The organism is Pseudomonas sp. 43A (genome assembly GCF_013363935.1).
GTDB classification, from domain to species: domain Bacteria; phylum Pseudomonadota; class Gammaproteobacteria; order Pseudomonadales; family Pseudomonadaceae; genus Aquipseudomonas; species Aquipseudomonas crudilactis.
In genome coordinates this window covers 903,941-929,366 of the sequence record NZ_CP054880.1, presented here as the reverse complement: position 1 = coordinate 929,366, position 25,426 = coordinate 903,941, and the positions used below count along the sequence as shown (strand labels likewise).

The window sequence follows — 25,426 nt, the reverse complement described above, 5'->3', positions numbered from 1 at the left end:
TTTTAGTTGGCACTGCGACTTCACTTCAATGAATGCTCTGAGCAAGGGCCGTGCCATCGGTTTTTTATTCTTCAAAAAGTCGCTGCTTTCTTGTTATTTCGACTGTTTCGTTCCCATTTTCATTGGGCGTGCAACCGTCTAAACCGCGGAAGGTGAAACCATTTATTTTTTCAGGCGCAACCCGCACGCGCCATCATTGCAACCGCGGCGCCAAACGACGTGCAACCAGCCTGTAACAGCCCGCGTCACCGAACTGCACACTGCTGGTGCGGGACTGCTACAACCCGCACCATTACAGGCTAGTCGCTGCATCGAAAAGCGCCGCTTCCGGCAACATATTTCAACACTCAAATCACGATGCGCAGGCACTGGCCCGCGTGATACAGCGAGAATCCGGCCTCATACAAACAACTGCGCAAGCCCACGCCGGCCAGGGGCTGCATCGGTGCGAAGGGAATCGGCAGGGCTTGCGGGTCGCCGTTGCACAGATAGTCGGCGAAGGCTTTGCCGACCACGGTGCCAGTGGTGACGCCGCGACCGTTGTAACCGGTGACGGCCACCAGTCCCGGCGCCGGCTCGAACAGGCGCATGAGGTGATCAGGCGTGAACGCGATGCGCCCGGTCCAGGTGCATTCCCACTCGACGGGTTTCAGATTGGGGAAGTAATGCTGCTGCACGCGGTCGGCCCAGGCCTTGAGAAACCACGTCGGTTTCTGATTGCCATTGCCGAGGCTGCCGAGCAACAAGCGCCCTTCCTTGTCACGGCGGATGCTGCTCAAGACTTGACGGGTATCCCACGAGCCCTGCCCGCCCGGGAGGATTTCCTGCGCGGCATCTTCGCTCAGCGGCACCGAGGCGACCTGGTAGTAATAACCGGGGAAGAAGTTGCGTTTGAGTTCGGTCCAGTCGCCTTCGGTGTAGGCATTGGAGGCGATGACCACTTGCTCGGCCAGCACTGAACCGTGCTCGGTCTGCACTGACCAGTTCGAGCCCTGACGCTCAAGGCGAGTGACCGGGGAATGATCGAACATTTGCCCGCCGAGACCTTTCACCGCGTTGGCCAGCCCGGTGACATACGCCATCGGGTTGAGCGTGCCGGCGCGACGATCGAGCAAAGCCGCGGCGATCTTCTGCGTACCGGTGGCTTGCTCGCACGCCTTGCCAGTGAGCAGTTCGACCGGCGCACCTCGGCGTTTCCATTGCTGTTCACGACTGCGCAGATCCGCCTCGCCCTTGGCGTTGTGCGCCATGTGCAACGTGCCTTCGCGGCGTAACTGGCAATCGATGTTGTACTTGTCCACAAGGCTGAACACCAGTGCAGGTGCGGCCCCGAGCATGCGATTGAGCTGACTGCCGACCGCCTCGCCGAAACCGGCTTCGATCTCGTCCGGCGGGATCCACATGCCGGCGTTGACCAGCCCGACGTTGCGTCCGGAACCACCGTGACCGGCGCGATGAGCTTCCAGCACGCAGACGCTTTTGCCTTTTTCCAACAGATGCAGCGCCGCCGACAACCCGGTAAACCCGGCGCCGATCACGCAGACATCGACTTTGACTTCGCCTTTGAGCGCGGTGTTATCCGGCCTTTGCGGCGTGAGCTTTTCCCACAGGCATTCTTCGCGTAACGGCATTGCCAGACTCCAACAGAAACCTAACAAACACTGCATACCCTGTGGGAGCGAGCCTGCTCCGGGCGGCGTTCCGACGAAAGCGGTATATCAGCCAACATCTATGTCGACTGACCCACCGTATTCGCGAGCAGGCTCGCTCCCACAAGGAGGGATCTCCACCAATCAGTCGAAGGTGATGCCCTGCGCCAGCGGCAACTCCAGCGAATAATTCACGGTGTTGGTCTGACGGCGCATGTACGCGCGCCATGCGTCCGAGCCGGACTCACGACCACCACCGGTCTCTTTCTCACCACCAAACGCGCCGCCAATTTCCGCACCGCTCGGGCCGATGTTGACGTTGGCGATGCCGCAATCACTGCCGACCGCCGACATGAACTGCTCGGCCTCGCGCACATCGGTGGTGAAGATGCACGACGACAAGCCTTGCGGCACGGCATTGTTCAGGCGCAGTGCTTCCTGGAAATCGCTGTAGCCAACCACGTACAGAATCGGCGCGAAGGTTTCGCTGCAGACCACGTCGCTCTGCTCAGGCATTTCAACGATGGCCGGCGAAACGTAATAGGCATTGGGGAATTGGTCTTCCAGTTGACGCTTGCCGCCGAACACCCGACCACCCTCGCTCAACGCCTGCTCCAGTGCGTCCTGCATGTTTTCGAAGCTGTGTTTGTCGATCAACGGGCCAACCAGATTGCCTTCCAGCGGGTTGCCGATGCGCACTTTCGAGTAAGCAGCCTTGAGGCGGGTGACGATCTCTTCTTTCACCGACTCATGGGCAATCAGTCGACGCAGAGTGGTGCAACGCTGACCGGCCGTGCCGACGGCGCTGAACAGAATCGCGCGCACCGCCATGTCGAGATCGGCGCTTGGGCCGAGGATCATCGCGTTGTTACCGCCCAGTTCCAGAATGCTGCGGGCAAAACGCGCGGCGACTTTCGGCGCCACTTCACGGCCCATGCGCGTGCTGCCGGTGGCGCTGATCAGTGCGACACGCGGGTCATCAACCAGCGCTTCGCCAGCATCGCGACCACCGATGATCACCTGGCACAGGTTCGCCGGCGCATCGGTGAAGTTCTTCACCACGCGGTCGAACAGCGCCTGACAGGCCAACGCGGTCAGCGGAGTTTTCTCCGACGGTTTCCACACCACCGGGTTGCCGCAGACCAGCGCCAGCGTGGTATTCCACGCCCACACCGCCACCGGGAAGTTGAACGCACTGATCACGCCAACCACGCCCAGCGGATGCCAGGTTTCACGCATGTGGTGGCCCGGACGTTCGGAGGCGATGGTCAAACCGTAGAGTTGGCGAGACAGACCGACAGCGAAATCGCAGATGTCGATCATCTCCTGCACTTCACCCAGACCTTCCTGGGTGATCTTGCCGGCCTCCCAGGAAACCAGCTCGCCAAGATCAGCCTTGTATTCACGCAACACTTCACCGAACTGACGCACCAGTTCGCCGCGACGCGGGGCTGGCACCTTGCGCCATTGCTCGAACGCATGATCTGCGCGACTGATGTGCTGCTCGACTTCGGCCGGGCCTTCCCAGTTGACCGCAGCGATACGGCTGCCGTCGATCGGCGAATGCACCGGCACTTTGCCGTTCTGATAAAGGGCCGGGTTCACACCTAGACGATCAAGCAATGCGGCAACCATGGGTCACTCCTCAAGCAAAAAACTGAATGTGTGCGGGCGCTTTTTCGCGACCGGGCAGGCCTTTAGTTGTAGCGTCACAATGGCAAGGCAACAAACGACCTTTACGCGAGATATCATTCCGTTTATTCATGCTGGGCATAGAAAGACAAGAAAAGGATCAGCCATGCTGAACAAACGCCACTTGCCGTCGATCACCGCCCTGCAGTGTTTTGAGGCCGTGACCCGGCACTTGAGCTTCACCCGCGCCGCCGAGGAACTGAACCTGACCCAGAGCGCGGTGAGCAAACAGGTCGCGCAGCTTGAAGAGTTGTTGCAGCACTTGTTGTTCCGCCGGGTGCGGCGGCGCTTGCAGATGACCCCGGCTGGGGATTTGTACTTGGTTGAAGTAAGAAAAATCCTCACCCAAGTGGAAATGTCGACGCATTACCTGCGCTCCTACGGCGGTGAGACTGAAGTCCTGCGCGTCTCTACGCCATCAACCTTCGGCGCGCGCTGGCTGGTGCCGCGCCTGAAAGGCTGGCGTCTGCGCCATCCGTCGATCCATCTGGATTTGTGTAACGAGCAGGAAGCGGATGACCTGCTGCAAGGGCGCAGCGATCTGGCCTTCTATTTCGGTCAGGGCTCACGGCCCGGCACTGAATGCCTGAAGCTGTTCGGCGAAGAGCTGGTGCCGGTCTGCGCGCCGGGCAGCCTGCCGGACACACCGTTCACTGATCCGACGCAACTCACCGATCTGGTCCTGCTGCAAAATGCCTCACGCCCGCAGGCGTGGCACGACTGGTTCGACAGTCAGGGTTACCAAACCGAACACAGTTACCACGGGCCGCGTTTCGAAACCTTTTATATGTGCATCCGTGCCGCGCAGGTTGGCTGCGGTGTGGCGTTGTTGCCGCGGTTTCTGGTGGAAGAGGAATTGGCCGACGGCAAACTGGTCATTCCTTTTGAGCATGCCATGCCCAGCACTGATGCCTATTACCTGGCGTACCCGGAGCACGCGGCGGAAGTGCCGAAGGTGCGGGATTTTGTGAAGTGGATGCTGGAGCAGATCGACAGCCCTTGATCCCCCTACACTTGCTCGCTCCCAAAGGTGGGGGGGAATTTATCAGGCGATAACAAACAAGCCCTCAACAACCTGAGCCTGGGCCAGACGCGCGCGCAGATCGTCATCGATAGCGCAATCATCAGGCTTGTACAACCGAACGCGTCGATAGGCATCGACGCGATTGATTTCCTGCCCAAGATATTCCCAGACAACCCTAGAGCACGCAGGAGCACGATGATCCGCCGCTGAAACCCCTATTTTCAAACCATTGAGCCGTGTAATACAGCTTTTGAAACTTGGGATGAGAATGGTCTGGCTGATTTCGTTGGAGGTAAGCGACTCATAATCGATGAAAAACAAGCGATCACGCAGGTAATAAGCAACACCCAGATATTGATACCGTTCAAAATCTTCCCCCGCCCCGGCTATCTGTAAGCGTTCGTTCCGCTCATAGACGACGTCATCCCCCTCCCCCCGCACATGCACGAGCGAACACAGAATGGAGCCGGGGTCAGTCATTGCGTGGTAATACTCGTAGTAATAACCGATGTGGGCTTTCAGTTCCGCTGAAGACTTCTGACGCAAATGCTCATGCATTATCTGTGGCGCAGCTACCTCGCCCAAGGCTGGGTTCTTACGGGCTTTCACGCCAATCAGGTTGATGAATTGCTCCGTTGGAAGTCCAATCTCAAACTCCTCCACACCAAAGAAGTCGCAGATTCGTTTGAGATTAAAAGGTGTCGGAACGCTTTTCCCACAAAGGTACTTATTGAATTGCCCACGATTAATGCGAACTTTCCTACAAACCTCCGCGACAGATCGGTAGTGACTGCACAGCAGTCTCAAGTTTGCCGGAAGAAACTCACACATACAGTAACCCAATAAAAATCAAGAAGAGGCAACCATAGCAGCAACTCGCATCACTTTTAAGCAACTTGCGAAATTGCGCCGAATGAAATATGGCTGGATATTACGACACCTGAAAGCCTTCAGGCCTGTCGACACTATTAATTCGCCAGCACTCTATATAGCAAGGAGCTTTGAATGCTAGACGTCATCAACGATTTTTTGTCGGGCAAGGTATTAATACCTTTAGTTCTTGGACTGGGAAGCTATTTCACTATCCGATCGGGATTTGTCCAGATTAGATATTTCCGCCACATGTTCGGTGTTTTACACGGAAGTTGGCGCGCAGGCAGCCATCAATTGAGTTCATTTCAGGCACTCACACTCAGTCTTGCCGGGCGCGTGGGCACCGGCAATATCGTTGGGGTCGGGATTGCCGTCAGCATGGGTGGACCCGGCGCCGTATTCTGGATGTGGATGACCGCACTTCTGGGTATGTCAAGCAGCCTCTTCGAATGCACGCTGGGCCAGCTCTATAAACGCAACGACGAAAACGGTCTCTATCGAGGGGGTCCGTGTTGGTACATCCAGCACGGTCTGGGCAAACGCTGGCTCGGGATAATAGCGGCTGTATTAATGCTGGTGACCTTCGGCTTTGCAATCAATGGACTCGAGTCCCATGCAGTATCTCACTCGCTAAAGGATGCGTTTGGTCTGCCCCCCATGTGGTCAGGACTCGCACTTTCCTTGATGCTGGGAGTCGTCCTCATCGGCGGGATAAAGCGCATAGCAGCAGTAGCCGACCTTTTGGTTCCTCTGAAGGTCCTCGCCTATATCGGCGTGACGGGCTACGTGTTGATTCTGCAGTTCGATCAAGTTCCGACAATGCTAGTGACCATTATCAAAAGCGCACTCGGTCTGGATCAGGCGCTTGGCGGTTTGATTGGAAGTGCAATTATCATGGGTGTCAGACGCGGGGTATTTTCCAACGAAGCAGGACTGGGTAGCGCTCCCAACGTTGCGTCAGTAGCGAAGGTCAGTCATCCGGTTGCACAGGGCGTCGTACAAGCACTGAGTGTTTTCATCGATACATTCGTAATCTGCACATGCACTGCACTAATGATTTTGCTGTCCGGTTTCTACACTCAGGGCCTTGAAGGTGACGGGATCGCTCTGGCACAAAACTCGTTGGCAGCCGTTGTAGGAGAATGGGGGCGGATGTTTATCAGCGTGGTACTTGCGTTGTTTGTATTCACGGCGATGCTTTACAACTACTACTTGGGAGAAAACAGTTTGCGTTTCATGTTTGACGAACCGCGTAAAGTGCTGATTCTCTATCGTGCGCTAGTGTTGACTCTAGTATTCTGGGGATCGATAGAAGATCTTTCCACTGTTTTGGCTTTTGCAGATATCACCATGACGTTACTGGCACTCGTCAACCTGATAACGATGGCCCTGCTTTTCAAGATATGCCTGCGCATCTTGCGTGATTACGATGACCAACGCCGCGCCGGAGTCGAGACACCCATTTTCGATTCAAAATTATTTCTTGATCTGGATCTTGATCCTGTGGCGTGGCCACCGTTAGCTTGCCGCTCAAGCACAATGAAACTTGGCGAGCTCTCTGACTCCCCGGGAATCAGCAAACATATTGCTCAGTCTTAGATAGAACAGATGCAGAGCCATTAAACCAAGTAATGGCTCTGCAGAAGGCAAACCAATAAATCCAACCATCGAACTAAAATAATATTAGATCCCTCGACCTGTCACGTCTAAAACAATCTGAAAGAGCTTATCCCATGAATCGATTTCATCCGCTCAAAGCAAACGCAACTAACATTCCCACCTTCTTTATAGACTCGCATGCCGCACCTGATCAGTTATTTGAAGACGCCTGCTTCAGAATCCGCGCGGCCGCCAGTCTCCTGGAGACGTTCACCTCAGTCACTATTAAAGGAACCAACGACTCTGACTTCTATCGACTAATACTGCCTGCCTATGTATTACTTCAGGATGGTGTTGATACGCTGGAACAGATCTCCTTCAAGGGAAGTTTCATCCATGTATAAAATTGCAACCAACGAAATGATAAGAGCGGCCATGATTAAAGCAGTTGAAACCAAGCTGATACCAAGACACTCTCTGCTCGCCGAGTATATAAAGAGCTGGGCCTGTCTTGAGCAAGTGCTTCACGCCGCACTTGAGGTACAACCGAAAATGAACAATTTTTGCGGGCTAAGGTGTATGGCCTCAGCGGATCTTTCACCTGAAATCAAAAAAGCACTGGCAATCCCCACCGCTGATATGCGCCACTAGCGCCATTGTTTGAGACCGCGCACAGGCGCGGCGCACCTGGAGACCCCGTTATGAGCGAGAGTGTGTTTGCCGATCGCATCGTGCAGAACCTGCTCGACACCGACTTCTACAAACTGACGATGATGCAGGCGGTGCTGCACAACTACCCCAACGTTGAAGTCGAATGGGAGTTCCGTTGCCGTAACAGCGAGGATCTGCGCCCGTATCTGGCCGAGATCCGTTTTCAGATCGAACGTCTGGCCGAACTGAGCCTGAGCGCCGATCAACTGAGTTTTCTTGAGCGCATCAGCTTCCTCAAGCCGGATTTCCTGCGCTTTCTCGGCCTGTTCCGCTTCAACCTGCGCTATCTGCACACCGGTATCGAGAACGGCGAGCTGTTCATCCGCCTGCGCGGGCCGTGGCTGCATGTGATTCTCTACGAAGTGCCATTGCTGGCGATCGTCAGCGAAGTGCGCAACCGCTATCGCTACCGCGAAACAGTGCTGGAACAGGCGCGCGAACAGCTCTATCGCAAGTTCGACTGGCTGACCGCCAACGCTTCGGCCGACGAGTTATCGCAACTGCAGGTCGCCGATTTCGGTACCCGCCGCCGCTTTTCGTACGGCGTACAGGCAGAAGTGGTGAACGTGCTCAAGCACGACTTCCCCGGACGTTTCGTCGGCACCAGCAACGTGCACCTGTCCCGCGAACTCGATATGAAACCTCTAGGCACCATGGCCCACGAATGGATCATGGCCCACCAGCAACTCGGCCCGCGCCTGATCGACAGCCAGATCGCCGCGCTCGATTGCTGGGTTCGCGAATACCGTGGCCTGCTCGGGATCGCGCTCACCGATTGCATCACCACCGATGCATTCCTCGGTGACTTCGACCTGTTCTTCGCCAAGCTGTTTGACGGCCTGCGCCATGACTCCGGCGATCCTGTGGCTTGGGGCGAAAAATGCATTGCGCATTACCACAAGCTCGGCATCGACCCGATGAGCAAGACCCTGGTGTTTTCCGACAGCCTGACCCTGCCCAAATCGCTGGAGATCTTCCGCGCGCTGCACGGCAGGATCAACGTCAGCTTCGGCATCGGTACCAACCTCACCTGTGACATTCCGGGTGTCGAACCGATGAGCATCGTGCTTAAAATGACCGCCTGCAACGGCCAACCGGTGGCGAAGATCTCCGACGAGCCAGGCAAGACACATTGTAAAGACCCGAATTTTGTCGCCTATTTGCGACACGTTTTCCAGGTTCCTGCCGATCCCCGTCTATCTAGCAAGGAGTAAATTCATGCAAGCCGTACAGCGTGAGATTGCTGAACAGCTCAAGGTGCAACCGCCGTTCGCCGACTACCCGGCCCTGCAGGCCGAAGTCGCCCGGCGCATTACCTTTATTCAGGATTGCCTGGTCAATTCCGGGCTCAAGACGCTCGTGCTGGGCATCAGCGGCGGTGTCGACTCGTTGACCGCCGGCCTGCTCGCCCAGCGGGCGATGCGCGAGTTGCGTGACCAGACCGGCGACAACGGCTACAAATTCATCGCCGTGCGCCTGCCTTACGAAACCCAGTTTGACGAACACGACGCCCAGGCCTCGGTGGATTTCATTGCTCCGGACGAGCGCCACACGGTCAACATCGGCCCGGCCGTGAAGTCGCTTGCCAGCGAAGTGGCAGCGTTTGAAGGCAAGCACGCGGTGTCGGTGGATTTCGTCCTTGGCAACACCAAGGCGCGGATGCGCATGGTCGCCCAGTACACCATCGCTGGCGCGGCGCACGGTCTGGTGATCGGCACCGATCACGCGGCAGAAGCAGTGATGGGTTTCTTCACCAAATTTGGTGACGGCGCTTGTGATCTGGCACCGCTCAGCGGTCTGGTAAAAAATCAGGTTCGGGCGATTGCGCGCAGCTTTGGCGCGCCGGAGTCGCTGGTCGAGAAAGTGCCGACGGCGGACCTTGAAGATCTGTCGCCGGGGAAACCGGACGAAGCCTCCCACGGTGTGACCTATGCCGAAATCGACGCCTTCCTGCATGGCGAGCCCGTGCGCCAGGAAGCGTTCGACATCATCGTTGCGACCTACAACAAGACCCATCACAAACGGGTCATGCCGTTCGCGCCTTGACTTGCAACGCGCATCAGGTCTTCCAGCCTGGTGCGCGTGTGACACAGACTGATGCTATTGCGGGAGGATACGGATAACCCATGATTTGGACTCACGGCCCGTCGAGGACTTCGCGATGAAACGGTATTCGCGCCGCTCCAGATGAGGAATGTCGACCTGCCAGTGATTATCCTTGTCGGCCTGGAACGGGAACAGATCCTGTGGAGGGGTGACGGATCCGTCAACGATATAACCGTGCTCTCCCCGCTCGGCTCGACCGATCAGCTTCAAAGTAGTGAACGAGGTCTCACCGGGGTTTCCAATAGGAACCAGATTTTCGCCTCTGACTGATTGTATAAAGAGCGTAGTTTTTTCTCGGACCTGGATTTTCCAAGCGTTGGAGGACGGCCCGGAATCTGCCGTTTTGGCATAGAACACATAGTCTTTGATCGCTGACAATGAAACGCTGGCGGTCCAGTTCCCTTTATCGAGAATCGTTGCCTCAGTCAGGTAATCATCACCGTCATAAATTTTCAGCCCCAAGGCGTTTTCTGGTGCTCTGCCACGAAGTTGAAGTTGCATTTCACCCGTGTCACCACCGTCAGCGATTTCGCCCTGACTGTCTCTCACGCTATCGATCGTCAACAACAATGCCGGTTTCACAGTAATACACCACGCAGCTGACTGCTGCTCACCATCCGGCGTTTTTACCAAGAACTGATGATCCATCTCCGCAAACACGTGAGAGGGCTTCTCCCAGCGCCCTTCCCGAACTTCGAGACCTCTGCAAACAAGCTCTTCACCATCGTAAAGATCTACTTCTCCCGCTCCACGGGAATACCAGCCAAACAAGCTCAACTCGGGGTCATACGTACTGCCACCGTTTTCAATGGGCCGCAGCGAGTCCCTGACCTGATCTATTCCCAGATCGACTTTCGGATTGACGGTGAAACTCCATCTATCCGAAGGAACCGCCGAATCAGCGGCCTTGGCGTGAATTACATGACTTGTGGGGCTCAAATTCAGTAGTTGCGCAATCCAGGTACCCGATTGCGATGCAATCACGTGCACCCCATAGAGTCCCCCGAAAACCGCTCCGACATAAACGGACGTAAAGGGGGACGCACGTCCATTGACAGTTATTTGTGTGTCGTAGGTAGTACCACCGTTTCGAATCTCTCCTTTGGAGTCTCTGACCCCGTCAATCAACACGGGACTTGGGGGGATTACCTTGACCCTCCACTCCTCCGAGGGCAGCTCATCCCCACCGGTTGCCGTGAGAATAAGCACCTTTACTTCGTAATTGAAAATTTCCTTTTTCCAGTTTCCTGCACCGTCCACGGAGCTCGTTTCAAGCTGTCGCCCCTCGTCCTTGATCACGACTTGATCGAAAGGCTTACCTGTACCGCTTAAGATCAGTGTCGAGTCAGTGGTTTCAGCCCCTTGCTCCAGGAACCGTCCGTTCGTGTCTTCAATCCTGACAATTGCTGTCTGAGCTTTCTGGTTTTGCATGAGAAGTTCCTTTTTCGCAAACAAGTGAACCCTCATTCAGCATCCGATCGATAAAGCCGTCTACTGTCAGAAATTACAGGTCAAGGCTCCTTTCTGACCAACGGTTGCGGTGAGGCCTATGCAAAAAAAAACGCCGCTGCGGTCATCCCGCAGCGGCGTTTTTTATCAAGTAATCCAGGGAAAGATTACTTGACGGTAATGGTGCCTTTCATCATCGAGATGTGGCCTGGGAACGAGCAGAAGAAGCCGTAGCCGCCATCGGCAATCTTGGCCACATCAAAGGTCACCGAATCGGTTTCCTTGGCGCCGATGATCTTGGTGTGAGCGATGATGCGTGCGTCACCTTCCGGCAGGTAGTTCTTGTCGATACCGGCGGCCAGGCCAGCGGTAGCGATCGGCTGCATGTCAGCTTCTTTGCTGATCACCAGGTTATGACCCATGACGTTCTTCGGCAGGTTGCCGGAGTGGGTCAGTTCGACGGTGAAGGTCTTGCAGCTCTTGTCGATCACGATTTCCTTGGTGTTGAAGGACATCTGATCGGTGGAGTCAACGGTGGTTTTGCACTCGGCAGCCATCAATTGGCTGCTGGCCAGCGCCAGCAGGGATACCGCAACAACTTTGGAAAACATGGTGAATCTCCAAGGCAGGGTTAACAAAAACACGAATGGTGGAAAGACTGCCTGAAATCTTCGCAAGTTCCTATGACTTGAGTCAAAAATTGTATACAACTTTCAGGCTATGACACTCATCGAGACAATCTAACGGCCAGATTCACCGGCCGGCCCTATGATCGGCGCATCTACTGAGACGGAGTGCCTGTCATGTTCTTTAACGGTCTGTTGTGCAGTTTGCTCGCCGCCTACGCCTGTGGTGCCAGCGGCACCTTTGAATCGCCGGAACGCGAAGTTTAGCCCTTGGATCGAGGCGTGCCAGCCATTACCCTGTGTCGAATTGACCCAGGAGGAAGGCATGTCTCTGAAATCCGTTTGTGTATTTTGCGGTGCCAACGCCGGCACTGTTCCGGCTTACACCGCAGCTGCAGTCGCTCTTGGCCAGGCATTGGCCGAACGTAAGCTGACTCTGGTCTATGGCGGCGGAGCCGTGGGTTTGATGGGCATCGTTGCTGATGCGGCACTGGCTGCCGGCGGCGAAGTGATCGGCATCATTCCGCAGAGCCTGATGGACAAGGAAATCGGCCACAAAAGCCTGACGCGCCTGGAAGTGGTCGACGGCATGCACGCGCGCAAGGCACGCATGGCTGAGCTGAGTGATGCGTTTATCGCTCTGCCCGGTGGTCTCGGTACGCTGGAGGAACTGTTTGAAGTCTGGACCTGGGGCCAGCTCGGCTACCACGGCAAACCGTTGGGCCTGCTCGAAGTGAAGGGTTTCTACAGCAAACTCACTGCATTTCTTGACCATATCGTCGGCGAAGGCTTCGTTCGCGCGCCACACCGTGACATGCTGCAAGTGAGCGAATCGCCGCAAACACTGCTCGATGCCCTGGATAACTGGAAGCCGACCGTCACGCCAAAATGGGTCGAGCAAAAACCCGGTTAACCGCAAGGCACCGATACAGGGCAGAATATGCGCCGCTCAACCTCACCTTCGACCCAAGAGGATCGCCCATGGCCAAACCCAATTACTCCTTCGCCAAACGTCAACGAGACCTGGCAAAGGAACAGAAGAAAGAGGAAAAGCTTCAGCGCAAGAAACAAACCGCTGAAGAAGCAGCACTGAACCCTGAGGGTGAAGTGGCAACGGAAGATGATGTTGATGCAACCGAAGCAACTGAAACACCGAAAGATCAGGCGCCCGACGCCTGAACCCCACCGGGTTTGATCATCGAATCAGACCCTGCGGATTTGTGACGGGGCTGGCAGTTTCACTGCCGGCCCTCACAGCCCTTCCAGAAACACCCCAATTCCCCCTGTAGGAGTGAGCCTGCTCGCGATAGCGGTGTGTCAGCAGCAAATATTTCCACTGACACACCGCTATCGCGAGCAGGCTCACTCCTACAGTTTGATCTGCGTTAATCCAGTGGCACTACCGTGACGCGCACCTCCGGGTCGTGATTGCCGCCACCCAGAATCACCCCCCGCAACGGCGACACATCGGAAAAATCCCGCCCCCACGCCAACGTGATGTGTTCCAGCGCCGGCTGCACATTGTTGGTCGGATCAAAATCCACCCAGCCCAGTACCGGGCAAAACACCGACACCCAGGCATGCGAAGCATCGGCGCCGATCAAGCGCGGCTGCCCTGGTGGTGGCTGGGTCAGCAAATAACCACTGATGTAGCGCGCTGCCAGCCCTCGCGAGCGCACGCACGCCAGCATCAAGTGCGCGAAGTCCTGACAGACCCCGCGCCGCCGCTCCAGCACTTCCACCAGCGGGGTCGCCACCTGAGTCGCCTCGGCATCAAAAGTGAATTCGCTGAAGATCTTCTGCATCAAGTCCTGCACGCCCAACAGCAACGGACTGCCCGGCGGAAAACAGCTTTGCGAGAACTCGACGAAGCTGCGCTTCAAATGCACGTACGGTGACTGGAACCGGTAGCGACAGGCCTCGAGCAACTCAGCGGACAACGGCTGGCTGCTGTAGGTGAGTGCATCGCGGGTCAATTCCCAGGCCGGCGACTGATTGAAATCCAGCGCCGGCCGCGCCAGCACCTCAACGGTGAGCCGGGCGTTGACCTGCAATTCATCGTGAGGCCGTTCGAAGGCCAGCCGGGTCAACGGATTGCCGAACACATCCAGCTCATCGCGGCGTGCTGTCGGATCCGGGCTGATCAGCAACTGCTGTTCGGTGCAGCGCTGCCAGTCGCATTCACGCGGCCACAAGTGCGCCAGTTGCTGCGCCAGGGACACCGGGCTGTCGTAGTGATAACAGGTGTCGTGGAGGATCTGGTAGCGAGCATTCATCAAACGGACACCGTGCGCTGGCTGACGTCATCGACATGGGCGAAATGGCGCAGGGCCAGACGATCCGACACCTGCCCGCTGGCCTCGGCAATGTCTTGCAGCAGATCGGCCAGACCATTCAGAGCGGCTCGTACACTGGACTCACCGAATAGTGGATTCTCCAGACATCCCAGATCGAACCGCGCCAGACGCTCGACCAATTGCGGTAGTCCGGCCTCCCGTGGCGCAGCAAAATCATCGTTCAAACGTTTCAAGGTGCGGGTCACCAGTTTCAACTGAAACAACACCGCGTGCGGGTTCTGCTCATCGAGCAGCAACAGGTCGAGCACCGGAATCAATTGCGCCACAGCCAGATAACGCGAACGGTAGGTGATGCTGCTGTTGCCCAGTTCCAGCAACCACTCCAGGCCCGCCTGATCGAACGCCCCGGCGCCGCGCAGAAAGGCCGCCAGACTGCTGCTGAGAAATTGCAGACGCTCGATACGCCGGCCAATCATCAGAAAGCGCCAGCCTTCGTCGCGGGTCATGTCGTCCAGGGCAAACCCGGACAGCGCCGCCAGCGACATCACCAGCCGGTTGAGGAAGTCCAGCAGTTCGCCGAAGTCGGGTTCGTCGGTGTCCAGCTCCATCGCCTCGCGTTGCAACTCCACCAGCGCCTGCCAGTTCTCCCGTGAAAGCTTGCCACGCACCTGCGAGGCCGCCCACTGCAAACGCTGCAGGTTGGCGCGCAGGCTGAACGACCAGTCGTCGCCCAGCAGTGCCGCCAGCAGACGCTCCGGCAGTTCACCCTCGTCCGGCAGCAGCGTCAGTCGCTCGCCGAGGTCGACAGCGGCCTGCAACGCTTGCGGGTCGTCGCCGTCGATATAACGCGCGAGCATGATGCGCAGCAACCGCGCACTGTCATCACAGCGCTCGCAGTAACGACCGAACCAGAACAGGTTTTCCACCACCCGTGACGGCAGATACGGATCGCGCCGCACCAGATCATGGACCCCAACGTTGCGCTGACTCTTCCACTGCTCACCGCTGGGAGGGCGATCACCCAGTACCCAAGTGTCTTTGCTTGCCCCACCACGCTGCATCGACACCACTTCGGCATCGGCCTCGGCCGCCACCCGGGTCAGACCACCCGGAAGCACGCGGTAATCGTCAGCACCGGCCACGGCGTACATGCGCATACCGATCGCCCGTGGTTGCAGTTGACCGTTTTCCGCCTGCCAGATCGGCGCCTGGGACAGCTGAGCCAATTCTTGCGCGACATAGGCATAGGGCCGTGCCTGCATGCGCTCGGCGAGTGCCTGACGCTGTTTTTCACTCAGATCACGGCCGAAAACCGGCGTGAAGCTTTGTGAGGGAAACGCCGGTTTGATCAGCAGTTCGGGAAGTTTTTCCAGTGCTTGCGCCAAGACTGGCGCCTCACCACACCACCACGTCGCGATCGACGGTAAAATCAGCTCTTCACCAAACAGGTATTGGTTGATCTTCGGCAGAAAGCCCAGCAACCCCGGCGACTCCAGCACGCCGCTACCCAGCGCATTGCCGACCAGGACTCGACCTTGGCGCACCGCCTCAAGCAACCCGGGAACGCCGAGTGCCGAGTCCGTGCGCAACTCCAGCGGATCGCAGAAATCATCATCGAGCCTGCGCATGACCGCGTGCACCCGACGCAGGCCGCTCAGGGTTTTCAGGTAGACCGTGGCATCGCGCACCGTCAGGTCACCACCCTCGACCAGCGGATAACCGAGCTGGCGAGCCAGATACAGATGTTCAAAATAACTTTCATTGAAGCGCCCCGGTGTGAGCAGCACCACCAGCGGCGCGTCATCGTCACACGGCGCCTGTCGCGCGAGGGTCTCCTGCAACGTACGGAAGAAGCCGGCCAGATGCTGCACCTTCAGATCCCGATACAACTCGGGAAAGGCGCGCGACACGATGGTGCGGTTTTCCAGGGCATAACCGGCGCCCGACGGCGCTTGAGTGCGATCGGCGGTCACCCACCAGCGCCCATCCGGCGTACGCGCCAGATCGACTGCATACAGGTGCAGAAACGTCGCTTCCGGCGGCGCGACATGCTGACACGGCCAGAGAAAATTGTTGTGGCCGAAGACCAGCTCTGCAGGTAACAGACCTTCGCTGATCAGCCGTTGCGGCCCGTACAAATCAGCCAGCACAGCATTGAGCAATCGCGCACGTTGGGCGATACCTGCCGACAGTTGCTGCCATTCATCCGCAGCAATCACATGCGGCAGCAGATCCAGCTCCCAAGGTCGATCAGCGCCCTTGGGATCGGCATAGACATTATAGGTAACACCGTTTTCCTGAATCTGCCGCGCCAGCAAGGCCTGTCGCTGCAGCAGTTGCGCCGGGGTGCTGCGCTGCAACTGATCGAACAGCCGCCGCCAGTGCGGGCGCACCGCGCCACTGCCGTCTAGCAGTTCGTGATAAGTGCCCGCCGTCAGCGGGTAGCGGTCTAGCAGGTCAGGCATGGAAAGCTCGGCAGACAGCAGGGAACGGTCAGACTAACGCAGGCACATGACGTGCGGATAGACGAAAAATCCGCGTGTCGCGTAGGCCTTAGAAACGTCGTAAATCGATTGTCATCGGTAGCTCGTCACTGATTTCCACATTCGGTATAGGAAGTTTCCCCGGCGTGTGTCCGACGCGGAAAAACCGTGCCATCCGCCGGCTCTCCGCTTCGTTGGCGTTGACCGGCAACGTCTCGTAATTGCGCCCGCCCGGATGGGCAACGTGGTACTGACAACCGCCCAGGGAACGGCCCATCCAGGTGTCGAGCAAGTCGAACACCAGCGGTGCATGCACGGGTATGGTCGGTTGCAGGCAGTTGGCCGGTTGCCAGGCGCGATAACGCACGCCCGCGACAAACTCGCCAACCCGCCCGGTCGGGTGCAACGGCACCGCGACGCCATTACAGGTCAGCAGATAGCGCTGCGGCGGCAGTCCTTTGAGTTTGACCTGCAGACGCTCAAGCGATGAATCGACATAACGCACCGTGCCGCCCGCCGCGCCCTCCTCGCCCAGCACATGCCACGGCTCCAGCGCCTGACGCAGTTCCAGTTCGATACCGTTGACGGCGTAATCGCCGACCTTGGGAAAACGAAACTCCTGGTGCGCGGCAAACCATTCCGCGCGCAGCGGGTAACCAGCGTTGTTGAGCTCGACGATGACGTCAGCGAAATCCTGCTCGATAAAGTGCGGCAGCAGGAAACGATCGTGCAGTTCGGTGCCCCAGCGCGCCAGTTTCGGCGGCGCATAAGGTTCGCGCCAGAACCGTGCGACCAGTGCCCGCAGCAACAACTGTTGCGCCAGACTCATGCGCGCGTGGGGTGGCATTTCAAAGGCGCGCAGTTCCAGCAAGCCGAGACGCCCGGTGGCGCCGTCCGGCGAATAGAGTTTGTCGATACAGAACTCGGCACGGTGGGTGTTGCCGGTGACGTCGATCAGCAAATTGCGCAGCAGTCGATCGACCAGCCACGGTGCGCATTCCTCACCCGGCTCGGGCATCTGCGCGAAGGCGATTTCCAGTTCGTACAGGGCGTCATTGCGCGCCTCATCGACACGCGGCGCCTGAGACGTCGGGCCGATGAACAGTCCAGAGAACAGATACGACAATGACGGATGGTTATGCCAGTAACTGATCAGGCTGCGCAGCAGATCCGGGCGGCGCAGAAACGGTGAATCAGCCGGCGTCGCCCCACCGAGAACGAAATGGTTGCCGCCGCCGGTGCCGGTGTGACGGCCGTCGATCATGAATTTTTCGGTGGTCAGGCGGGTCTGGCGCGCCTCTTCATAGAGAAATTCGGTACGTTCGACTAATTCGTCCCAGGTCGCTGACGGCTGCACATTGACCTCGATCACACCGGGATCGGGGGTGATGCGGAAATTGCTCAGACGCGGATCGCTCGGCGGCTCGTAGCCTTCGAGCAACACCGGGCAATGCAGTTCATCAGCCGTCGCCTCGATAGCTGCCACCAGTTCCAGATAATCCTCAACCTGCTCCAACGGCGGCATGAACAGGTACAAACGCCCCTCGCGCGCCTCGGCACAGAATGCGGTGCGGGTGAGCCAGTCGGCGGATTCGTCGATTTTCGGCGCGCGTTCGTCAGTCGCGGCAGGTTCGCCATGACTGTTGAGCTGCGCGGTTTCCGGCAGCTCAGGGAAGTCCTGATTCTGATCCTGAGGATGAATGAACGGATACTCCGCGGCCTTCACCCACGGCTGCGACCCCAACGGCAGGCGATAGCCCAACGGCGAATCCCCCGGCACCAGTCGGCAATGTTCGTCACGCAGGTACCAGCGCCCGCTCTGCCATTGATCACCCTTGGCGGTGCGCGCCAGCGGCAACACCTGGCCGATTACCTTGTTCAGGCCCTGACTGAAGACCTTGCGCAGGCGTGCGCGCTCAAGAGGTTCCTCAAGACGTGAATCTTCGGCGCTGACATTGCTCGGCAACGTGCCCTCGCGCCAGAGGTAGTAGAAGTTATCCTCGTAGGCCGGGAAGACAAAACGCGTAGGCAATTTCAAGCGCTCGGCGACACTGGCCAGAAAGCGCCCGGCCAGTTCACCGTCGGCGCCGTAATCCTGTTGTTCGTCGGCAATCAGCGCGTCGTTGTGCCAGATCGGCACACCATCACGGCGCCAGTAGCAATTGAGCGACCAACGCGGCAGTTGCTCGCCGGGATACCACTTGCCCTGGCCGAAATGCACCAGGCCTTGCGGCGCGTAATGCTTGCGCATGCGCTGGAACAGTTCGGCGGACAGTCGGCGCTTGTCTGCGCCCAGCGCGGCGGTGTTCCATTCGGCGCCATCCGGATCATCGATGGAGACGAAGGTCGGCTCGCCGCCCATGGTCAAGCGCACATCATCCGCCAGCAGGTCGGCATCGATCTGCCGCCCCAGCGCCTGAATCGACAGCCACTGCTCATCGGTGTAGGGCTTGGTGACGCGCGGCGCCTCCCAGATCCGTTCGACCGACATTTCGTGGCTGAACTCACATTCGCAAGGCTCGACCAAGCCACTGATCGGCGCCGCTGAAGACGGATCGGGACTACAGGCCAGCGGGATATGTCCTTCACCGGCAAACAGCCCTGACGTTGCATCCAGACCGATCCAGCCGGCACCCGGCAAATACACTTCGCACCAGGCGTGCAGGTCGGTGAAATCCACTTCGGTGCCGGACGGGCCATCGAGGCTTTTCACATCGGCGGTCAGTTGAATCAGGTAGCCGGAGACGAATCGTGCCGCCAAACCGAGGTTGCGCAGCAATTGCACCAGCAGCCACGCCGAGTCGCGGCAGGAACCGGAGGCGTGTTCGAGGGTGTGCTCCGGAGTTTGCACACCCGGTTCCATGCGAATCAGGTAACCGATGTCTTCGCTCAGGCGCTGATTGAGCGCTACGAGGAAATCCACCGCCGGCAGCGGTGTGCGGTCGATGGCGTCCAGATAGTCTTTGAATTTCGGCGTCAGCGGCAGTGTTTCGAGGTACGGCGCCAGTTCCTTGCGTTCATCGGCGGCGTAGGCGAAAGGGATTTTCTCGGCGTAGGGTTCGAGGAAGAAATCGAATGGATTGAACACGGCCATTTCGGCGAGCAGATCGACTTCGATGCGCAGCTCATTGGTTTTCTCGGGGAACACCAATCGGGCGAGGTAGTTGCCCTGCGGATCCTGCTGCCAGTTGATGAAATGCTGCTCGGGCGAGACTTTCAGCGCATACGACAAAATCCGCGTGCGGCTGTGGGCAGCCGGGCGCAGGCGAACGATCTGCGGGCCGAGTTCGACAGCGCGGTCGTAGCGGTAATGCGTGACGTGATGCAATGCGACATGAATCGACACGGCGTGCCTCCTGCGAGCCTAAGCGTATTCGAAAGCGCGCAAGACTTATGCCATGCAGAGCGCTTGGGCGCTTTCCCGGAATGCTTAGGGCAGTACAGCACCAAAATCGGGCGATGCGGGGAAATGGTTTGGGCTGATTGCACGTAAATGTTGCGAAGAGCGCCTCACCCTGGCCCTCTCCCAGAGGGAGAGGGGACTGACCGAGGTGAATGTTAGAGATACGCCGACTTGAAAGTCTTGAGTCGAACTCAGATCTTGAAAAGCATGAAGATCTGCTCCCTTCCCCCTCGCCCCCCATGGGGGAGAGGGCTGGGATGAGGGGGATGGATCTCCCGGACAACCCAATATCCAGCCCCAGAAATGCAAAACGCCAACCCGAAGGTTGGCGTTCTGTTCAGCTCAAGCAATGTTTAGCGCGGTACCACCGGCTTACGCGTCGGCTTCGGCCCCTTGCCTTTCGCGGCGTCCTTGCGCTCTTTCGCCGCCTGCTGGTTGCGGGCAAACGCCGCCGCCTTGGCCTGTTCACGCTTGTCCCAAGGATTACCACCATCACTGGCACGTGGCGGCAAACCGGTGTGCTGGGTGAGGATCTTGGTGGTCTTCTCTTTGCCTTCCTTCGCCACTTTATGGCTGCCGGCTGGCGTCGAGTTCTTGCGACGGGCGCTCTGGTAGCTGTCGGTGGCCGGTTGATGAGTCGGGATCAACTGATCCTTGCCCGAACCGATCAGATCACCACGGCCCATGCGGATCAGCGCTTCACGCAGCATCGGCCAGCCTTTCGGGTCGTGATAACGCAAGAACGCCTTGTGCAGACGACGCTGCTCTTCGCTCTTGACGATGGTCACGCCGTCACTCTTGTAAGTGACCTTGCGCAGCGGGTTCTTGCCCGAATGGTACATCGCAGTGGCGGTGGCCATCGGCGACGGGTAGAACGCCTGCACCTGGTCGGCGCGGAAGCCGTTGCCCTTGAGCCACAGCGCGAGGTTCATCATGTCTTCGTCGGTGGTGCCCGGGTGCGCAGCGATGAAGTACGGAATCAGGTACTGCTCTTTGCCCGCTTCCTTGGTGTACTTCTCGAACATGCGCTTGAACTTGTCATAGCTGCCGATGCCCGGTTTCATCATCTGGTTGAGCGGACCTTCCTCGGTGTGTTCCGGGGCGATCTTCAGGTAACCACCGACGTGGTGGGTCACCAGCTCTTTGACGTACTCCGGCGACTCGACCGCGAGGTCGTAACGCAGGCCGGAGGCGATCAGAATCTTCTTCACACCCGGCAAGGCACGGGCGCTGCGGTACAGCTGGATCAGCGACGAGTGGTCGGTGTTGAGGTTCGGGCAGATGCCCGGGAACACGCAGGATGGCTTGCGGCACGCCGATTCGATTTCCGGTGTCTTGCAGGCAATGCGGTACATGTTCGCGGTCGGGCCGCCGAGGTCAGAGATGACACCGGTGAAGCCTGGCACTTTGTCGCGGATCTCTTCGATTTCGCGAATGATCGACTCTTCGGAACGGTTCTGGATGATCCGGCCTTCGTGCTCGGTGATCGAGCAGAAGGTGCAGCCGCCGAAGCAGCCACGCATGATGTTCACCGAGAAACGGATCATGTCGTAGGCCGGGATCTTCTCCTTGCCGTACGCCGGGTGCGGAACACGTGCGTAAGGCATGCCGAACACGTAGTCCATTTCTTCAGTGGTCATCGGAATCGGCGGCGGATTGAACCAGACGTCGACTTCGCCATGCTTCTGCACCAGCGCACGGGCGTTGCCCGGGTTGGTTTCGAGGTGCAGCACGCGGTTGGCGTGGGCATACAGAACGGCGTCGCCACGCACCTTTTCAACCGACGGCAGGCGAATCACGGTCTTGTCGCGGGTCATGCGCGGGCTGGCTAGAATCTGTACGACCTTGGCTTCCTGCGGATCTTCAACCGGGCCTTTTTCCTGCTCGATGGCGCAGGCCTGGGTGTCCTGGGTATTCACGTACGGGTTGATGATCTTGTCGACCTTGCCCGGACGGTCGATACGCGTCGAATCGACTTCATACCAGTCTTTCGGCGTATCACGACGGATGAACGCAGTGCCGCGCACGTCGGTGATGTCTTCGATCTTGTGGCCGTAGGACAGACGCTGAGCGACCTCGACAATCGCACGTTCGGCGTTGCCGTACAGCAGAATGTCGGCGCTGGCGTCGATCAGGATCGAGTTACGCACACGATCCTGCCAGTAGTCATAGTGCGCAATGCGGCGCAGGGAAGCTTCGATGCCGCCAAGGACGATCGGTACATGCTTGTAGGCTTCCTTGCAGCGCTGACTGTAAACCAGGCTCGCGCGATCCGGACGCTTGCCGGCCATACCGCCTGGCGTGTAAGCGTCATCGGAACGGATTTTCTTGTCCGCGGTGTAGCGATTGATCATCGAGTCCATGTTGCCCGCTGCAACGCCGAAGAACAGGTTCGGCTCGCCGAGCTTCATGAAGTCGTCTTTGGACTGCCAGTTCGGCTGCGCAATGATCCCGACGCGGAAGCCCTGAGACTCCAGCAGCCGGCCAATGATCGCCATGCCGAACGACGGGTGATCGACGTAGGCATCACCGGTAACAATGATGATGTCGCACGAATCCCAGCCAAGCTGATCCATCTCCTCCCTGCTCATCGGCAGGAATGGCGCTGGCCCGAAACATTCGGCCCAATATTTTGGATAGTCAAATAACGGCTTGGCTGCTTGCATGTCGACGACCGGTGTTGAAGTGAAAAATCGCGGGCGCGGAATATAGCACAAATTTTGACCAATTCCGACGGCAATGGTCGGTTTCTAGTGACAACCCGCTCTGCGCACTTCGAGCAGAAAATCTCCGGTGACTTTCACCCCGCCAGACAGCGGCAATGACGCTGAATGCCTTGCAGTACTCGATGAACGGGTGCTGCAGCCGCCACTTTTTCAAGGATGAAGAAACATGGCAGTAAAACCGCCTCGCAATGGCACCGCCTACGTGGACGTGGACGTCCATATCCGCTCGAATCGACCGGTGGACGGCGACACAAAGACGTCAGATACGCCGGGCCGCAAAGGCCTCGATCCGTGGCTTCATGGCGAAACCCCGAAACCGCGGACCCCGCCACCCGGCGTTAAAGACCTCGATGCGATCCTGCCAGCAGCGACTGTCATGATTCGCCCGACCCCAGCCCCCGCTGAAGTCCGTCTCGTCACCGATCAGCCGCTAAAGCATTACTGGGTCAGTACCACGGCAAAACTGCCGCCTGCCGACAACGAAGGATTCAGGGTGTACAACAAACGGCTGTACGTCGACGTCCCCGATGGCGGCATCGTTCTGGTCGCAGTGCAGCCGGACACGGGACTGTACCGGGCCCGGCTATCGAGCGAACTGCACCCCTCTGGGCCGCTGCTATTACGCGACGTCGACAGTGGCGTCTGGCACCCACTCAATGATGTTGACGCCGGCAACGTCCCGCCCACCGACGCAAGCCTTCAGCCGTTTCGCACTGATCTGGATTTGCGCACAGCCGAGCCCGGCAGCGATGGTTTGTTTCGCCACGACGGCAAGCTCTACGTGATCATCCACAACCACGCGTATCAGGCGATGCAAGATCTCGACGCGTCGAGCCCGGCGCACAAGGTGTGGCGTATTGTTAACCCAAAGGATCCGGTGGCCAACGACAGCGCGAACATCTACCGCGCCAGTCGCAGCGGTGAAACCCGGGCGATCACTCGCAACGAGGCAAACGTCTGGGTTTCCGTGCTTACGGGGCTGAGGGGTGGCATGCCCCGCAATGACTCGACGCAGGCCAAAATGGCCCTCCTGATGCAACGCTATGAACCCTTCCAGAATGCCCACACCGCCCTGATCGAATCATCCACGCAGTACGATGCCCTCTGGAGTCGGGCCCGACAACAGGCGGATGGCCCCGCCAGGACCGCGGCCCTGGTCGCCGTTGAGGTGCATTTGCTCAAGCACATCAGAAAACAAACGGCTTTTGTTCAGTCGCTCGTCGACAACAAGGACTGGATGACCACCCTCAAGGCAGGCGGGCTATTCAAGGAAGAACTGCACACATTCCGGATAGAGCGCGTCGAATACCTCAACAGGCTCATGGCCGTCATGGACCTCAGAACCAGGCCTGAGGTGACAGACATGAGTGCCGACAATTGCAGGAAAATCATCACTCACCTGAACAAGAAACTGAAGATTCTCGACGAGCGCCAGGTGGTGATGGAGCAGATCAGAAAAGCGTCTCCCGGAGCGGCCGCGCAACTGACTGAACTCGGCCGGCAGGTACCCGCAGCGGATCGCATCAACTTCAACAAACTGGCGCTTTATGTGCACCTGTTTGCCGACACTCCCGACCAGCCGCCAGACACGACCATGCCCTCGCTATCAGCCCTCGACCTGATTACCGGGGATCTGGGCAATGTTCCAGAGCGCGAGCATCCCATGGCGCTGCTGCTGGCTATTGACCAGTTGAAAGGAGACCGGAGCCGCTTTGAGATGCTGCTGAGCTCGCAAAGCCCGAGGAGCCAATACCTTGAGGAGATCATTGCTCTGATCGATCCGATCGAGAAGAAAATCGAAGGCAAACTGACTGAAATTCTTGACGTTTCGATGCGCCGATCCGATCTGCCGAGCCTCGATCAGGACATTGATTTCGACTTCATTCCGACGCAACCGGTCTACGCCGATACAAGCCGTCCCGCCCCCGCCAAGAAAATGTTCCGAACCCGTCAGCACGGCACTTACAGGGTACTGGTCGGGGAGACTGAAACCGCCCCGGACGGGAGCATCATCATCAAGGTTCCCGACCCGTTGCGGCCCGATTCGCCGCCCAGGCGCTACGAAAAAAGACAAGACGAGTGGCTGCCGGTGCTCCCGCCGATTGTCCGCGTACCACGCTCGCAACTGGTCGGAGAGGCAATCCGGTTACTGGCCAGCCATGAGAATCACATGCTCGATGCGAGCGCCCAGGAAGCCAGAAAAACCAACCCGACAGAGATCATCGAAAGTCTGGGCAAGGAAAGCGATTTGCTCAACGAGCAGGCCAGACGGCTGGAGAACCACGCAAGCGAGGGCGAAGATAGAGGGATCATCGATTTGGCCGCACGCCTGCGAACCGCAGCCGACTCATTGACCAGCCAAGGGCAAGAGATTCTGGTGCGGATGTACAAGAACAAAGACGTGCTGGACATCATGCGCCTGAATTATCTGCTGGATCGCGCCGAGCTCAATGTGAGCAAGACCGTTGATCGCAAGGCGTTGGGCAAAGGCAAGGACAAGTCATTCCTCGACGTTTACGCCATCTCTGATCGCGCTGACGGCGGACCCTTGTGGCAAGCCCACTTCCACTATGACAAGCAGGACAGCCACCCGCTGAACTTCACTATCAAGGGCAGCCACCTGAAAACCCTGGAACAGAGCAAACGCGGGATCGAGTCGCAACGCCGCGATGAACTGGCCGGTCTGGTGCATGTGCCGATCTGGCGAGAGAGGTTCGATGGCAAAACAGCGCACAAGATATTCACATTGGCAGACAACGCCGCAGCGCTTGCCGAGTAAAGGACCACG

General features: G+C 58.2%; 18 protein-coding genes. 9 read left to right on the top strand and 9 right to left on the bottom strand.

The features are described from left to right. Nucleotides 1-347 precede the first annotated feature (347 nt). Both HUW52_RS03970 and HUW52_RS03965 read right to left on the bottom strand, forming a co-directional pair. Complete coding sequence (locus tag HUW52_RS03970) at nt 348-1,631, bottom strand: FAD-binding oxidoreductase (protein ID WP_016985382.1); 1,284 nt, start codon at nt 1,629-1,631, stop codon at nt 348-350. 162 nt (nt 1,632-1,793) lie between these two features. Further along, the gene (locus HUW52_RS03965) at nt 1,794-3,284 is read right to left on the bottom strand and encodes an aldehyde dehydrogenase family protein (RefSeq protein ID WP_007915887.1); all 1,491 of its coding nucleotides are present in this window, start codon (nt 3,282-3,284) and stop codon (nt 1,794-1,796) included. 163 nt (nt 3,285-3,447) lie between these two features. On the opposite strand from HUW52_RS03965, the gene HUW52_RS03960 reads away from it, so the two are divergent. Continuing rightward, nucleotides 3,448-4,344 (top strand): LysR family transcriptional regulator, encoded by an 897-nt coding sequence (locus tag HUW52_RS03960; RefSeq protein ID WP_175553023.1) that lies wholly within the window; start codon nt 3,448-3,450, stop codon nt 4,342-4,344. Between the two features lie 42 nt (nt 4,345-4,386). Here the strand turns inward: HUW52_RS03960 and HUW52_RS03955 are convergent, their stop codons facing one another. Then, nucleotides 4,387-5,196 (bottom strand): helix-turn-helix transcriptional regulator, encoded by an 810-nt coding sequence (locus HUW52_RS03955; RefSeq protein ID WP_175553022.1) that lies wholly within the window; start codon nt 5,194-5,196, stop codon nt 4,387-4,389. Nucleotides 5,197-5,370: 174 nt separating this feature from the next. On the opposite strand from HUW52_RS03955, the gene HUW52_RS03950 reads away from it, so the two are divergent. The 5 genes from HUW52_RS03950 to nadE all read left to right on the top strand — a co-directional run bounded on the left by HUW52_RS03950 (nt 5,371) and on the right by nadE (nt 9,594). Next, nucleotides 5,371-6,837, top strand: a complete 1,467-nt coding sequence (locus tag HUW52_RS03950; protein ID WP_175553021.1) for a sodium:alanine symporter family protein — start codon at nt 5,371-5,373, stop codon at nt 6,835-6,837. A 134-nt stretch (nt 6,838-6,971) separates the two neighbouring features. Next, nucleotides 6,972-7,241: a hypothetical protein gene (locus tag HUW52_RS03945; protein WP_038360420.1), complete on the top strand. Its 270-nt coding sequence runs from the start codon at nt 6,972-6,974 to the stop codon at nt 7,239-7,241. After that, nucleotides 7,234-7,488 (top strand): hypothetical protein, encoded by a 255-nt coding sequence (locus HUW52_RS03940; RefSeq protein WP_175553020.1) that lies wholly within the window; start codon nt 7,234-7,236, stop codon nt 7,486-7,488. The genes HUW52_RS03945 and HUW52_RS03940 overlap by 8 nt, the downstream gene beginning before the upstream one ends. A 50-nt stretch (nt 7,489-7,538) precedes the next feature. Beyond that, nucleotides 7,539-8,762, top strand: a complete 1,224-nt coding sequence (gene pncB, locus HUW52_RS03935; protein ID WP_016985379.1) for a nicotinate phosphoribosyltransferase — start codon at nt 7,539-7,541, stop codon at nt 8,760-8,762. Nucleotides 8,763-8,766: 4 nt separating this feature from the next. Then, complete coding sequence (gene nadE / locus HUW52_RS03930; protein WP_016985378.1) at nt 8,767-9,594, top strand: ammonia-dependent NAD(+) synthetase; 828 nt, start codon at nt 8,767-8,769, stop codon at nt 9,592-9,594. Between the two features lie 54 nt (nt 9,595-9,648). On the opposite strand, the gene HUW52_RS03925 is transcribed toward nadE, so the two are convergent. Both HUW52_RS03925 and azu read right to left on the bottom strand, forming a co-directional pair. Next, nucleotides 9,649-11,085, bottom strand: coding sequence for a hypothetical protein (locus HUW52_RS03925; RefSeq protein WP_175553019.1), 1,437 nt, complete (start codon nt 11,083-11,085; stop codon nt 9,649-9,651). A gap of 185 nt (nt 11,086-11,270) precedes the next feature. Next, a complete protein-coding gene (azu, locus tag HUW52_RS03920) occupies nt 11,271-11,714 on the bottom strand; it encodes an azurin (protein WP_016985376.1) in 444 nt (147 codons plus the stop codon). Nucleotides 11,715-12,054: 340 nt separating this feature from the next. Here azu and HUW52_RS03915 point away from each other — a divergent pair, with 340 nt between their 5' ends. Beyond that, on the top strand, nt 12,055-12,642 hold the full coding sequence (locus HUW52_RS03915; protein WP_175553018.1) for a TIGR00730 family Rossman fold protein: 588 nt from the start codon (nt 12,055-12,057) through the stop codon (nt 12,640-12,642). 68 nt (nt 12,643-12,710) lie between these two features. Then, on the top strand, nt 12,711-12,908 hold the full coding sequence (locus HUW52_RS03910) for a hypothetical protein (protein WP_016985374.1): 198 nt from the start codon (nt 12,711-12,713) through the stop codon (nt 12,906-12,908). 206 nt (nt 12,909-13,114) lie between these two features. On the opposite strand, the gene HUW52_RS03905 is transcribed toward HUW52_RS03910, so the two are convergent. The 4 genes from HUW52_RS03905 to HUW52_RS03890 form a co-directional block, all read right to left on the bottom strand. Beyond that, nucleotides 13,115-14,005 (bottom strand): transglutaminase family protein, encoded by an 891-nt coding sequence (locus tag HUW52_RS03905; protein ID WP_175553017.1) that lies wholly within the window; start codon nt 14,003-14,005, stop codon nt 13,115-13,117. Next, the gene (locus tag HUW52_RS03900; protein ID WP_175553016.1) at nt 14,005-16,491 is read right to left on the bottom strand and encodes a circularly permuted type 2 ATP-grasp protein; all 2,487 of its coding nucleotides are present in this window, start codon (nt 16,489-16,491) and stop codon (nt 14,005-14,007) included. Before HUW52_RS03900 ends, HUW52_RS03905 begins: the two co-directional genes overlap by 1 nt. Nucleotides 16,492-16,579: 88 nt before the next feature. Then, nucleotides 16,580-19,855: a DUF2126 domain-containing protein gene (locus HUW52_RS03895; RefSeq protein WP_175553015.1), complete on the bottom strand. Its 3,276-nt coding sequence runs from the start codon at nt 19,853-19,855 to the stop codon at nt 16,580-16,582. A 410-nt stretch (nt 19,856-20,265) separates the two neighbouring features. Beyond that, nucleotides 20,266-22,578, bottom strand: coding sequence for a YgiQ family radical SAM protein (locus HUW52_RS03890; protein WP_007915855.1), 2,313 nt, complete (start codon nt 22,576-22,578; stop codon nt 20,266-20,268). Nucleotides 22,579-22,804: 226 nt separating this feature from the next. Here HUW52_RS03890 and HUW52_RS03885 point away from each other — a divergent pair, with 226 nt between their 5' ends. Further along, nucleotides 22,805-25,417, top strand: coding sequence for a hypothetical protein (locus tag HUW52_RS03885; RefSeq protein WP_175553014.1), 2,613 nt, complete (start codon nt 22,805-22,807; stop codon nt 25,415-25,417). The last annotated feature ends 9 nt before the right edge of the window (nt 25,418-25,426 follow it).